12 protein-coding genes are annotated in these 12,970 nt (G+C 70.9%); 4 read left to right on the forward strand and 8 right to left on the reverse strand.

Annotated features, from left to right (window positions below; all coding sequences use genetic code 11):
- Positions 1 to 133 precede the first annotated feature (133 nt).
- Both ACNFOC_RS02040 and ACNFOC_RS02045 read left to right on the forward strand, forming a co-directional pair.
- Complete coding sequence (locus ACNFOC_RS02040) at positions 134 to 1,936, forward strand: thiamine pyrophosphate-requiring protein (protein ID WP_416955944.1); 1,803 nt, start codon at positions 134 to 136, stop codon at positions 1,934 to 1,936.
- 97 nt (positions 1,937 to 2,033) lie between these two features.
- On the forward strand, positions 2,034 to 2,606 hold the full coding sequence (locus tag ACNFOC_RS02045; protein ID WP_416955946.1) for a Dps family protein: 573 nt from the start codon (positions 2,034 to 2,036) through the stop codon (positions 2,604 to 2,606).
- A 220-nt stretch (positions 2,607 to 2,826) separates the two neighbouring features.
- Here ACNFOC_RS02045 and ACNFOC_RS02050 read toward each other — a convergent pair whose 3' ends face one another.
- On the reverse strand, positions 2,827 to 3,312 hold the full coding sequence (locus tag ACNFOC_RS02050; protein ID WP_416955948.1) for a MarR family winged helix-turn-helix transcriptional regulator: 486 nt from the start codon (positions 3,310 to 3,312) through the stop codon (positions 2,827 to 2,829).
- Between the two features lie 148 nt (positions 3,313 to 3,460).
- On the opposite strand from ACNFOC_RS02050, the gene ACNFOC_RS02055 reads away from it, so the two are divergent.
- Together ACNFOC_RS02055 and ACNFOC_RS02060 are read left to right on the forward strand one after the other, a co-directional pair.
- Entirely contained in the window at positions 3,461 to 4,624 is a 1,164-nt protein-coding gene (locus tag ACNFOC_RS02055) for a PP2C family protein-serine/threonine phosphatase (protein ID WP_416955950.1), read from the forward strand.
- 65 nt (positions 4,625 to 4,689) lie between these two features.
- On the forward strand, positions 4,690 to 5,883 hold the full coding sequence (locus tag ACNFOC_RS02060) for a PP2C family protein-serine/threonine phosphatase (protein ID WP_416955952.1): 1,194 nt from the start codon (positions 4,690 to 4,692) through the stop codon (positions 5,881 to 5,883).
- 9 nt (positions 5,884 to 5,892) lie between these two features.
- On the opposite strand, the gene ACNFOC_RS02065 is transcribed toward ACNFOC_RS02060, so the two are convergent.
- The 7 genes from ACNFOC_RS02065 to ACNFOC_RS02095 all read right to left on the reverse strand — a co-directional run bounded on the left by ACNFOC_RS02065 (position 5,893) and on the right by ACNFOC_RS02095 (position 12,934).
- Positions 5,893 to 6,381: a MarR family winged helix-turn-helix transcriptional regulator gene (locus ACNFOC_RS02065; RefSeq protein ID WP_416955954.1), complete on the reverse strand. Its 489-nt coding sequence runs from the start codon at positions 6,379 to 6,381 to the stop codon at positions 5,893 to 5,895.
- Positions 6,382 to 6,492: 111 nt separating this feature from the next.
- Positions 6,493 to 7,119, reverse strand: coding sequence for a PAS and ANTAR domain-containing protein (locus ACNFOC_RS02070; protein WP_416955955.1), 627 nt, complete (start codon positions 7,117 to 7,119; stop codon positions 6,493 to 6,495).
- A gap of 55 nt (positions 7,120 to 7,174) precedes the next feature.
- On the reverse strand, positions 7,175 to 7,624 hold the full coding sequence (locus ACNFOC_RS02075; protein ID WP_390924347.1) for a response regulator: 450 nt from the start codon (positions 7,622 to 7,624) through the stop codon (positions 7,175 to 7,177).
- Positions 7,621 to 9,303: a sensor histidine kinase gene (locus tag ACNFOC_RS02080; protein ID WP_416955957.1), complete on the reverse strand. Its 1,683-nt coding sequence runs from the start codon at positions 9,301 to 9,303 to the stop codon at positions 7,621 to 7,623. The genes ACNFOC_RS02075 and ACNFOC_RS02080 overlap by 4 nt, the downstream gene beginning before the upstream one ends.
- An 85-nt stretch (positions 9,304 to 9,388) precedes the next feature.
- The gene (locus ACNFOC_RS02085) at positions 9,389 to 10,615 is read right to left on the reverse strand and encodes a PP2C family protein-serine/threonine phosphatase (RefSeq protein WP_416955958.1); all 1,227 of its coding nucleotides are present in this window, start codon (positions 10,613 to 10,615) and stop codon (positions 9,389 to 9,391) included.
- 533 nt (positions 10,616 to 11,148) lie between these two features.
- A complete protein-coding gene (locus ACNFOC_RS02090) occupies positions 11,149 to 11,946 on the reverse strand; it encodes a SigB/SigF/SigG family RNA polymerase sigma factor (RefSeq protein WP_416955959.1) in 798 nt (265 codons plus the stop codon).
- A gap of 631 nt (positions 11,947 to 12,577) precedes the next feature.
- The gene (locus tag ACNFOC_RS02095) at positions 12,578 to 12,934 is read right to left on the reverse strand and encodes a helix-turn-helix transcriptional regulator (protein ID WP_416955960.1); all 357 of its coding nucleotides are present in this window, start codon (positions 12,932 to 12,934) and stop codon (positions 12,578 to 12,580) included.
- Positions 12,935 to 12,970 lie beyond the last annotated feature (36 nt).

Raw genomic sequence — 12,970 nt, forward strand, 5'->3', positions numbered from 1 at the left:
AAGACGGGCCGGAGGCAGAAGGCCTCCGGCCCTCGGCATGGCATGGCCCGGTGACGGAAGCGAGGGAAGTCGGCTTCCGGGGTACCCGTAGGTCCGTACCGGACGGACACCCCCCACCGGAAGGACCCCGCCCATGTCCACCAAAGTCTCCGACCACCTCCTCCAGCGATTGCGCGAATGGGACGTCACGCATGTCTTCGCCTACCCGGGCGACGGCATCAACGGCCTGCTCGCCGCCTGGGGCCGCGCGGACGACAACCCCCGCTTCGTCCAGGCTCGGCACGAGGAGATGGCCGCGTTCGAGGCCGTCGGATACGCCAAGTTCTCCGGCCGGGTCGGTGTCTGTGCCGCCACCTCCGGACCCGGCGCCATCCATCTCCTCAACGGCCTCTACGACGCGAAGCTCGACCACGTCCCCGTCGTCGCGATCGTCGGGCAGACCAACCGCAGTGCCATGGGCGGCAGTTACCAGCAGGAGGTCGATCTGCTGAGCCTCTACAAGGACGTCGCCTCCGACTACTGCGAGATGGTCACCGTTCCGGAGCAGTTGCCGAACGTCCTCGACCGGGCGATGCGCACCGCCATGGCGCGCCGCTCGGTGACCGCCGTGATCATCCCGGCCGACGTCCAGGACCTCCCCTACGCCCCGCCCGAGCACGCGTTCAAGATGGTGCCGTCCAGTCCCGGCATGCCGCACTACACGGCGGTGCCGGACGACGACGATCTGCGGCGGGCCGCCGATGTGCTCAACTCCGGTGGAAAGACAGCCGTCTTGATCGGGCAGGGCGCGCGGGGCGCCCGTACGGAGGTGATGGCGGTCGCCGACCGGCTCGGTGCCGGGGTCGCCAAGGCGCTGCTCGGCAAGGACGCGTTGGACGACGGCCTGCCCTATGTCACCGGCGCGATCGGGCTGTTGGGCACCCGGCCGTCGTACGAGATGATGCGCGAGTGCGACTCGCTGCTGGTGATCGGGTCGTCGTTCCCCTACTCGCAGTTCCTGCCGAAGTTCGGCAGGGCGCGGGGCGTGCAGATCGACATCGATCCGCACATGGTGGGGCTGCGCTATCCCTTCGAGGTGAATCTCGTCGGTGACGCCGCCGCGACGCTGCGTCGGCTGCTGCCGTTGCTGGAGCAGATGGAGGACCCGGCGTGGCGGGTCAAGATCGAGGCCAATGTGGCCCGTTGGTGGGAGGTCATGGAGCGGCGGGCCGCCGTCGAGGCCGATCCGGTCAACCCGGAACACGTCGTGCGCGCGCTCAGCGGCCTGCTCCCGGACGACGTGATCCTGTCCGCCGACTCCGGTTCGGCCGCCAACTGGTATGCCCGGCACCTGAAGTTGGGCGGTGCGATGCGCGGCTCGCTGTCGGGGACGCTCGCCACGATGGGTGCGGCTGTGCCGTATGCCATCGGTGCGAAGTTCGCGCACGGGGACCGGCCCGCCATCGCGCTCGTCGGGGACGGGGCGATGCAGATGAACGGCATGGCCGAGCTGATCACCGTCGCCAAGTACTGGCAGGAATGGGCCGATCCGCGGCTCGTCGTCGCCGTGCTCAACAACCGCGATCTGAATCAGGTGACGTGGGAGATGCGCGGCCTGGAGGGCGCCCCGCAGTTCCTGCCCTCGCAGTCGATCCCCGATGTCGCCTACGCCGACTTCGCCCGCTCGCTGGGCCTGACCGGTATCCGCGTGGAGAAGCCGGACGAGGTGACCAGCGCCTGGGAGAGCGCCCTGTCCGCCGACCGCCCGTGCGTGCTGGACTTCGTGACCGACCCCGCCGTACCGCCGATCCCGCCGCACTCCACCCTGGAGCAGATCGAGGCCGCCGCGTCCTCCGTCCTCAAGGGCGACAGTGACCGCGCCGCCGTACTCAGGCAGGGGTTCAAGGCCAAGATCCAGGATCTGCTGCCCGGCGGAGGGCACTCGGGCCATTCGTGACGTATCGCTCAGGAACGGGATGTCTGACCGCGCCGGACAGGGGCACCCGTGACCAGGTAAGGAACCGCACGCCCTACCGAATGACCTGAGGTGAACCATGACCGAGGAGATCAAGGACCTGACCCCGAAGTACACCGTTCCCGGTATCCGGCGCGAGGCCGCGGGCCGGCTGATCGGCGTGCTGCGACTGCGGCTCCACTCGCTGAACGACCTCCACCTGACGTTGAAGCACGTGCACTGGAACGTCGTCGGGCCGCACTTCATCGCCGTGCACGAGATGATCGACCCGCAGGTCGACCGGGTGCGCGAGATGGCCGACGACGTGGCCGAGCGCATCGCCGCGCTCGGCGGGGTCGCGCCGGGCACTCCGGGCGCACTGGTCGCCGAGCGCACCTGGGACGACTACTCCATCGGCCGGGCCGACGCCATCGCGCACCTCGGCGCGCTCAACCTCGTCTACACCGGGTTGATCGAGGACGTCCGCGCCGGCATCAAGGAGGCGGGCGAGATCGACCCCGCCACCGAGGACCTGCTGATCGAGCAACTGCGCCACCTGGAGCAGTTCCAGTGGTTCGTGCGGGCGCACCTGGAGAGCGCGGGCGGCACGCTCGCCACCGGTGACGCGCACTCGGAGTCCGAGGCGGCCGCGAAGGGCGCCGAGCTCGGCTGACCGGCCCGCGACCCGCACCGAATTCCCCCTGCTCGACCGCATGTCGGCACCGGCACCCGTGAAACTTGCCGTTTGACAACTATGGCCATGAGGCAAGAAAGTAGCGGGTGTCGTCGCAGCAGGGGGAAGGATCTGGGATGTCCCGGTCGGCGGGGGCCACTCAGCGCGTCGGCCACGAACAGCGGGCAGTCGCCGGGTGGGCGGCTGTCGGACGGCTCGGTCAGGCGGTACGGCTGCCGGACGAGTCGTCGTGGTCGTGTATCTGCGCCGCCGCCACCGCGCAGAACGCCTCGAGGCCGGTGAGGAGCGCGCTGCGCCCGGCGGCCGGCATCTGTTCCAGCACCGCGCCGAGCGCCTCCTCGCGCCGGGTCCGCAGGTCCGACAGGAAGGACCGCCCCAGACTGCTGAGGTACAGGCGAACCTCGCGCCGGTCCGTGGGGCTCACCTCGCGCTCGACGAAGCCGGCGGCCTGGAGACGGTCGCACAGCCGGCTGGTCGACGGGGGTGTCGAGGCGAGGTGGTCGGCGAGGGTGCGCAGATTGATGCCCTCGTGGTGCTCCAGGATGAACAGAACCCGCAGCTGCGAGGCGGACGCGGGCGCCGTCGAGGCGCGCCCCCACAGGACTTCCAGCAGTTCCGCGGCCGTAGAGGTGACGCGCGCGACCTCGTCGGGTTCGGGGCGGGGGTGGAAGGACGTCACGGTCACACTCTCGCAGGCACAGGGACGGGCCACAGCCTACTAGGCACGCGCAACGGACACGGATGGACGAGACGACACGCGGCGCCGGGGCCGTACGGCCCACCGCAGAGCGGGCGACGCGTGCCTCGGGTGAGAGATTGGCATACCTACGATCGTGAACAGATTCTTGGCTGTCGAGCGGGCGCTGCGCACGGCGGCTCCCCACGAACTGCCCGACGTCGTCGGGCAGTTGCTGGGTCGGCACTACGCGGCGGACTCCGTGGACCTGCTCATGGCCGACTACGGCCTGACCGTGCTGCAACCCGTGACCGAGCTTCCGCACACCCTGCCTCCGGTCTCCGTGCACAACACCCCGGCGGGCCGCGCCTTCGGTGCCCAGGAACCGTTCATGGAGGGCAACCTCGGCGACGGCAGCGTGCGCGCCCACCTGCCGATCAGCGTGCGCGGGGACCGGCTCGGCGTGCTCTCGGTGACGCTGCCGGGCGGCGACCACGCGCGCGCGTGCCTTCCCGAACTGACCGAGCTGGCCGAGGTGTTGGGGCACGAGGTGCTGGTCGCCGAGCGCGACACGGACCTGTATCTGCGGGCCAGGCGCAAGGACCGGCTCACGCTGGCCGCGGAGATGCAGTGGCAGCTGCTGCCCGGCCGCTCGTGCTCCCGCTCCGAGTTCGACCTGGGCGCGCAGCTGGAGCCCGCGTACGCGATCCACGGGGACAACTTCGACTGGTCCGCGACGGCCGACCACCTCACGCTCTACGTCTCGAACGGCATGGGCGAGGGCATAGAGGCATCGCTCCTGACGAACCTGACGGTCAACGCCCTGCGCAACGCGCGCCGGGCGGGCATCCCCCTCGCCGACCAGGCGGCCCTCGCGGACCAGGCCGTGTATGCCCACTATCAGGGCCGTGGCCACATGTCGGTGTTGATGTTCGACTTCGACCTCACCACCGGGCGGGCCCGGGTGGTGGACGCCGGATCGCCGCAGACGCTGCGGCTGCGTGACGGGGTGGTGGAGCGGATCGCGTTCGACGCGCAGTTGCCGCTGGGCATGTTCGAGGAGACCGACTACGTCGAGCAGGACTTCCGGATCGAGCCCGGCGACCGGCTCCTCTTCGTCAGTGACGGGGTGTACGCCGTCGCCTCGCCCAAGGGCGAGGCCTACGGGGACGCGGCGCTGGCGCGGGCGATCCAGCACACCAGGCTGCTGCCCGCCGCCGAGGTGCCGCGGGCCGTTCTGCGCGAGCTGACCGGACATCGCGGCACGCCGACCCCGGACGACGACGCCTTGGTGGTGTGCCTGGACTGGCGGGGGCGGTGAGGTGCGCCCCGCCGTACCCCGCACCCACCGGCGTGACGCTAGTGTGAAGACACTGAGCCGGAAGGGTGAACGCCGTGAGCACCTCTGAGCCGCTCCCCTCTGTGGAGAGCGAGTTGCGGTCGGCCCCGCCCAACGCTCTGGTGGAGACGGCCCGCCGCCTGCTCGGTGACCGCGCCGGAGCCCGGGACGTCACCCTCCTCCTCGCCGATTACGGCCTGCGCGTGCTGCGTCCGGTCGCCCCGCTGCCGGGCACCGGCGAACCGCTGTCCGCCTACGACGGTCCGGCGGGACGCGCGTTCACCGTCCAGACGCCCGTCGTCGAACCGCCGAAGGACGGCACGGCCACCGTGCACCTGCCCGTCACCGTGCGCGGCGACCGGCTCGGCATCCTCTCCGCCCGGCTGCCCGCCGCCGGCGCCGACCGGGCCGGGGTGGACCGGCTCGCCGAGTTCGCCACCGCGCTGGGCCACGAGATCGCCACGGCGGAACGCGACACCGACCTGTACCTCCTGGCCCGCCGTACGCGACGGCTCACCCTGGCCGCCGAGATGCAGTGGCAGCTGCTTCCGGGGCGCGGCTGCGGTCGCCCGGAGTTCGTGATCGGCGCCCATCTGGAGCCCGCGTACACCGTCGGCGGCGACAACTTCGACTGGAGCACCGACGGCAGCCGGCTGACCGTGACGGTCACCGACGGCATGGGCCGCGGCATCGACGCCTCCCTGCTCACCAGCGTCACGGTGGGCGCCCTGCGCAACGCCCGCCGGGCCGGCGTGAGCCTCTCGGACCAGGCCCGCCTGGCCGACCAGGCCGTCTACGCCCAGTTCGGCGGCAAGGTGTACGCCTCGACCCTGCTGCTCCGCCTAGACCTCGCGACCGGCACGGTCCACGCCGTCGACGCGGGCTCGCCCCGGCTCTACCGCCGCCGCGGCGACACCGTGCGGCAGATCGAACTGGAGGCACAGCTCCCGCTCGGCATGTTCGAGGAGACGGCCTACGAGGAGCAGATCTTCACCGTACGGCCCGGAGACCGGCTCGTGGCGGTGAGCACCGGCGTCCACGGGGCCCGTTCCCCGGAGGGCGCCCTGTTCGGCGAGGAAGCCCTGCGCCGGGCTCTCGACGCGGCGCCGACGCAGGCTCCGCAGGAGGTCGCGCGCTCGGTGGTGGCGAGCCTGGTCGAGCACTTCGGCAGCACGGACCTGACCGCCGACGCCGCCGTTGTCTGCCTGGACTGGAACGGACGCGGCACCGACTCAGCGTGAAGCGCAGGTTCACCCGTCTTCCGTGGGCGGCGGATGGCGGAGCGTCGCGACGAACGCCCGCAGGCCGAGCTCCAGGGCCGCGCGGTCGTCCGGTTCCATGCCGCGTACGACCTCGGTCAGCGCCCGGGACCTGAGTTCGGCCACCTCCGCGAGCACGTCGCGGCCGTGCGTGGTGAGGCGCAGTTGTATTTCCCTGCGGTTGTGCGGTGCGGCCTCCCTGAGCAGCAGCCCGGCCGCCTCCAGCCGGTCGCACAGTCTGCTCACCGTGGGCAGCCCGGCGTCGAGCCGGTCCGCCAGCATGGTCAGGTTCGCGCCCGGTGTGGCCTCCAGGGCGTGCAGGGCGCGCAGTTGATGGGGGGAGAGTCGTACCGACGCCTCGGCCGCCGCCGTGGTCCACAGGTCGGCCAGGCCGTCCACGGCATCGGCGATCCGGCCCGCGACGGCGTCCGTGCCGTCCGCTTGCGCCGGTTTCCGGTCCGCCTCCCCGTGCGCTGCCACGAGTTCGACACCTCAGGGAAGTCGGCAGTGTGGTGATTCGCCGCTCATGGGGTTGGCCTACCCGAGATTCCCACCCCCAAGCGGACCCGTCTCCGGAGCTTGGCCGCCCGCTCAGTCGCGGTCGGGGTACAACACGGCCGAGATCCGCTGGTGCAGGTCGTGCTGGGGTCGGCCGGGTGCGGTGGGCGCGGCCTCGCGCACCGACTGGGCCAGCGTGCGGAGTTTGACGTTGGCGTACTGGGAGTGGCGGCGCAGGACGCGCATCGCGATGTCCGCGTCGATGCCGTAGAGGCCCATGAGCACGCCGCGCGCGAGGTCGATGTCCTCCTGCGAGACGCGGGCCCGCTCGATGTCGGAGTCGGCGGTACGCCGTGCCGCCTGCCGTACGGACTTCGTCACGTCGACGGCGAACCCGCGCAGCACCACCACCTCGCCGTCGTCTCCGGTCCGGCCGTCGCCGACCAGGACGACGCTGCGTTCCTCACCCGGCGTGCCGACCACGCGGATGTAGCAGCTGAAGGGCATACCGGTGGTCCTGCCGTGTTCCAGGGCACTGTCGAGGCCGGCCTGGTCCTCGCCGTGGACGTGGCCGCGCAGCAGTTTGGCGGTGGGCGTGACGGCGTCGGGGTCGTAGCCGAGCAGCCGGAACATCTCGTCCGACCACCACCAGGTGTCCTCCGGCAGCCTGTGCAGGAACACCCCGGTGATCTCGTCGGAACGGTCGTCCTCCGACACCATGGCCCTCACCAACTCGACGTCCGTCTCATCACCTCGTACCCGAGACCCTAGTCCCTCAGCCGAAGCGGTGGGGCAGCCGGACGACCTGCACGAAGAAGTCGTCGATCTGCCGGACCGCGGCGATGAACTGGTCGAGGTCGACCGGCTTGGTGACATAGGCGTTGGCGTGCAGTTTGTAGCTGCGCAGGATGTCCTCCTCGGCCGACGACGTGGTCAGGACGACGACGGGGATGTGCGCCAGTTCGGGGTCGGACTTGATCTTCTCCAGGACCTGACGGCCGTCGTACTTCGGCAGGTTGAGGTCGAGGAGGATCAGGTCGGGCTGCGGGGCGTCGGTGTGGTCGCCGCGCTTGTAGAGGAAGTCGAGAGCCTCCTCGCCGTCCCGGACGACGTGCAGGGTGTTGCCGATCTTGTTGTCCTCGAAGGCTTCCCGGGTCATCAGTTCGTCGCCCGGATCGTCCTCCACGAGGAGGACGTCGATCGGGGTCGCGTCGGGGAGGGTCATGTCAGGGCCTTCTCGTCTGTGGAGGTGGAGGGGCCGGTCCCGTCGCCGGGTCCGGCGGTGTCGGTGGCTTCGATGCCTTCGGTGGCAGGGGTCGCGTCGGCGGCCTCGTCGGCTTCGTCGGCGGACGGGAGCGTGAAGCAGAAGCGGGTGCCCTCGCCGACCCGGGATTCGATCCAGATCCGGCCGCCGTGGTGTTCGACGATCTTCTTGCACAGGGCGAGTCCGATGCCGGTGCCGCCGTAGGCCTCGCGGCTGTGCAGCCGCTGGAAGATGACGAAGACCTTGTCGGTGAACTCCTCGGGGATGCCGATGCCGTTGTCGGCGACGCACAGCAGCCACATGCCGGGGTTGTCGGGGTCGGGGTCGCAGGTGACGGTCACGTGCGGGGCGCGGTCCGGGTGCCGGAACTTCAGGGCGTTGCCCACGAGGTTCTGCCAGAGCATCGTCAGCAGCGTCGGGTCGCCGACGATCTCGGGCATGCTCTCGGGCCGGTCGATCCGGGCCTCCGACTCCTCGACGGCCGCCGCGAGGTTCCGCAGTGCCTTGTCCAGCACCGGGCCGAGACCGACCCGCTCCCGGGTGTCGTCGAGGCGCCCGACACGGGAGAAGGTGAGCAGGTCGTTGATGAGGACCTGCATGCGTTTGGCGCCGTCGACTGCGAAGTCGATGTACTGCAGGCCGCGGTCGTCGAGCTTGTCCCCGTACCGCTTCTCCAGCAGCTGACAGAACGAGGCGACCTTGCGCAACGGCTCCTGAAGGTCGTGCGAGGCGACATAGGCGAACTGCTCCAACTCGGCGTTGGACCGGCGCAGTTCGACGGCCTGCGCGTCCAGCTCCGCGGCCTGGCGGCTGAGTGCCTCCTCCTGGTCGCGGGAGGCGTCGAGCTCGGCCACGATCCGTCTGCGCATGCCCTCGACGGCTCCGGCGACCGCGGTGAGGTCGACCGGGCCCTCCCCGGTGATGCGGTGCGCGAAGTCGCCCGCCGCGACCTGTTCCGACGCCTTGCTCAGCGCCTCCAGGGGCCGGGTCACCAGCAGTCGTACGAGTACGGCGAGGGCGACGCCGGTCAGCAGGAAGGCGGCGATCATGCCGCTGAGGACGGTGTTGCGTACCGTCCGCTGGTGGGCGAGGTGGGCGCGGCCCTCCTTCACGGCTTTCGCGAGGTCGGCGTTCTGCTCGGCCCAGAGGGTGCGCAGATGGTCGAACTCGTGCTTGCCGCTGTCCACGGTGGCCTGGTCGACGGCGTGCGGCCGGCCGGGGGTGACGGCGGCGGCGAGGGGCTCGGCGTAGTCCTGTCGCCAGGCGGCCGCTCCGCGTTCAACCGCGCGCAGATCCGCGAGCAGTTCGGGCCGGTCATGGAGTTGTTCGCGCAGGCGGGCGACCGAACGGGCCTCGTCCCTCTTGCCGCTGGTATAGGGGGTGAGGAACTGCTTGTCGGCGGCGATCGCGTAGCCGCGGATGCCGGTCTCCTGGTTGACCAGGGCGGCCTGGAGCCGGTACGCCTCGGTCTGGGCGGGCTGGACGCGCAGCAGCAGATCGTCGGTGACCCGGGCCGTCTGGCTCAGCAGGTTGGCGCCGATCGCGGTGCCGATCACCACCAGCAGCACCATGAGCGACAGCGCCAGGAAGAACCATCCCTGCACCGTCAACCGGCGCCCGATCCCTGTTCCGCCCGCCATGTCCCTCACCGTTCGTCTCGTTTCGACACCCTCTCGTCCCACCTGCTCGTTTCCGGCGGAGTGAATCACGTCCGGGCCGGCTGCTTCATGTCCAGTGCAGGTGCAGCACGGCCACGTCGTCCGCCAGGCCGCCCTGCGCCTCGGCCAGGCTCTCGGCGGAGGCGATGAGTTCATCGACGAACGGCTCCGGTGCCAGTGCGGCCCTCTCCCGTGCGAGCCGTAGCAGCCCGTCCTCCCCGAGGCGCTCCGAGCCGCGTCCGACGTGCCCCTCGAAGAGGCCGTCGGTGAACAGCACCACGGCGGCGTCCGTCGGGACGGCCAGTTCCTCGACCGGCCAGTCCGCGAGGCCGGGGACCACGCCCAGCGCCGGACCACCGGGCACCTCCACCCACTCCACCCGGCCGCCGTCCCGCATCAGCAGCCCGTGGTGCCCGGCCCGCACCACGCGGGCCGTACGTTCGCCAGGTGCGGCGGCGAGGCTGACGAGGGTGGCGAAGACCTCGCTCCGGGCGCGCTCGGCGACCAGGAGTTCCTCCAGGCGGGCCACCTGTTCGGCGCCCGTGACACCGCTGAGCACCAGGGTGCGCCAGGCGATGCGCAGGGCCACCCCGAGGGCGGCCTCGTCGGGCCCGTGCCCGGACACGTCACCGACCACCGCGTGGACGGTGCCGTCGACGCTCTGCACGATGTCGTAGAAGTCGCCGCCGAGCAGCGCCTGTGCGCGCCCGGGGCGGTAGCGGGCCACCGCTTCGACGCCCTCGCCGCGCAGCAGGGGGCGTGGCAGCAGTCCCCGTTCCAGGCGGGCGTTCTCCTGGGCCTGCATGCGGCTGGCCTGAAGCGCTACGGCCGCTCGCTCGGCCTGCTTGCGCTGGATCGCGTAGCGCACGGCCCGTCCGAAAAGGCCCGGCTCGACGCGGCCCTTGACCAGGTAGTCCTGCGCGCCGGCGGCGACGGCGGCCAGTCCGGTCTCCTCCTCGGCGAGGCCGGTGAGGACCACGACAGCCGCCCGCTCGGCGCCCGCCCGGACCCGGGAAAGCGCCTCAAGGCCCTGGGCGTCCGGCAGGTGCAGGTCGAGCAGGACACAGTCCGGCACGTCGGCCGCGAGCACCTCGGCGGCCTCGGCCATCGACCGCACCCACTGGAGCCGTATCTTCAGCGCACTGTCGGCGACCAGTTCCTCCACCAGCAGCGCGTCACCGGCGTCGTCCTCGACCAGCAGGACGGCGGGCTGCCAGGCCACCCAGGTCTCCGGGCCGACCCCTTCGCCACCCACCGACAGCAGGTCGTCGGCCCGCGGCTGTGGCACCACCATCGCCCTGCCCTCCCCACCGAACGGACTCCCGCGACCATAGTTGCCGTCAGACAACAGTCGAGAGCATACCGGTACCCCGGGACGTCCCGTACGCACTCGCCGCGACCGCACGCGGAATGGCTCAACAGGCCCTGCGTTCCGCGTCGTTGAGGGTACGACGGCCACCTGGAAGTCGGTGCGGGACCCCCTCCCTCACCGGCCTGTGACCACGCGGACACAGCGGGCGCGCGGCGGCGGGTCGTCCGACCGCCGTTCCGTGCGCCGCGTCCGCCCAATGGGCCGGATGTTGTTTGAACCAGCCCCAGCCCGGTAGTCCGAAGAGGGCGGCAGGCTGCCCAACCGCTCCCGGGAGGGTTCGGCAGTGAGCCCGCCACCGGCCGCCCCGGGAGAAGTCCCGCAGGGCGGCCGGCCCACCTCCGAGGCGGGCCCTGAAGGGGCGCGGGGCTGTGACATCAGCGGCTCCGCCGCGGGGCGCGACCAGCCACGATGGCGCCGCAGACGGACAACAGCCCCTTGCGGCACAAGCGGAGCGCTCAGGCGGCGTCGGCCAGCACGCGTTCGCGCACCTGGGCGCAGGATGTGCTGATCAGCCGGGAGACATGCATCTGGGAGACGCCGAGTTGCTCCGCGATGCGGCTCTGGGTCATGCCGCGGAAGAAACGGAGGTAGAGGATGGTGCGTTCGCGTTCGGGGAGTGTCCGCAGGGCGGGCTTGACCGCCTCGCGGTCGACGACCAGGTCGAATCCGGCGTCCCACTCCCCCAGCAGGCCGACGAGCGTCATCCCGGAGTCCTCCCCGGGCGTCTCGGCGTCCAGCGAGAGCGCGGTGAAGCTGTCGAGCGCCTCCAGACCGGCCTGCACGTCTTCCTCACTCAGCTGCGCGTACTCGGCGATCTCGGCGACACTCGGGCGCCGGTCCGAACCCGTCGCGGACAGGTCCCGCAGGGCGACGCGCACCCTGTTGCGGAGTTCCTGGACGCGCCGGGGCACGTGCAGGGCCCACATGTGGTCGCGGAAGTGCCGTTTGATCTCGCCGGTGACGGTCGGGACGGCGTAACTCTCGAAGGCGTGGCCCCGGTCGGGGTCGTAACCGTCGACGGCCTTGACCAGACCGAGTGCCGCGACCTGGCGCAGATCCTCGTAGGGCTCGCCCTTTCCCCGATAGCGGCCGGCGATGCGTTCGGACATGGGGAGCCAGACCCGGACGAGTTCGTCGCGCAGGGCGTCCCGTTCGGGTCCGTCGGGCAGGTGCGAGAGGCGGGCGAAGGCGGCGGCGGTGCGGGGGGCGTCGTCGTGCGGATGGCGCTTCCGGGTAATGGTGACTGTGTCCATGGCGGTGCTCACAACTCCCTCAAGGGGTTGTCGAAGGACGGTCCCCATGGGAGCGGGCACGCGCTGAGCAGGTGGAACACACCCGCGATCCGGCATAGACCGGCTCCCACGGACGTGCCTCCTGTCCGAAGCACTCACTTTGCGCTTGCCCCCGCGCAGCACCCTGAAACAGACGTGCGAAGACAATGACTCCCAGCCGCCAGAACATGACGAATGGTGATGAATCAGGTGGGCGGATGGGGGACGTGTCGGCCCCATGGCCGCGGGTAGGCGCCGGACTCCCCCGACAGGCTTGGAGCGAATCGTGATGGAACGCCCCCCGGTGACGCCGAGTGGCGCGTCCGTGCCCCTGGAAACGGTTCAGACTGGCGGAGGCTGTGGTGGTGAGTGAGTCAGCCGGCTGGGGCGACATCTAGACGCATGGGCGGCGCACGGCCCGACGGGCCACCACCCCTGTCGCATCACGGCAGTTGAGGTGACCGATCGGGCGGGGACGGGAATCAGGCGCGGTCCGACTGCCTCCAGCCCGTCAACGCCCACGATCCAACGCCCTCATGGTCCACGGCGGTTGACGGACCGTCATCGGTTCGTCGATCACCGGCGACCGGGCCCCCCGCCGTAACTCGACGCGTCACTCAGCGAGTTCGGAGCCCCGCTCACCGGGAGCCGTGGCCGAGTGCTCGCGCTGATCGTCGTGCTGCGCGAGGGTGGACAACAGCGCCTCGACGCTCATCCCGGCCTCGGCCGGATGTCGGAGGATGGTTCCCGGCTCGATCCGGTAGGCGTTGGTCCGGCCCTCCCGCGTGTGGGTGAGATAGCCGTCCTGCTCCAGATCGGAAATGATCTTCTGTACGGCTCTCTCGGTGAGCCTGCATCGCACGGCGATGTCACGGATTCGGGTGCGGTGGTCCTCAGCGATCGCGGCCAGCACTCGGGCATGGCTGGTGAGGAACGTCCATCCAGTGTGCGTCTCGGGTACTCCGTCCATGCCCTCCAGCATAGGCCCCGTCTTTCACGTATCCCG

Origin of the sequence: Streptomyces colwelliae, from assembly GCF_048158785.1 — a bacterium.
Taxonomy (GTDB): domain Bacteria; phylum Actinomycetota; class Actinomycetes; order Streptomycetales; family Streptomycetaceae; genus Streptomyces.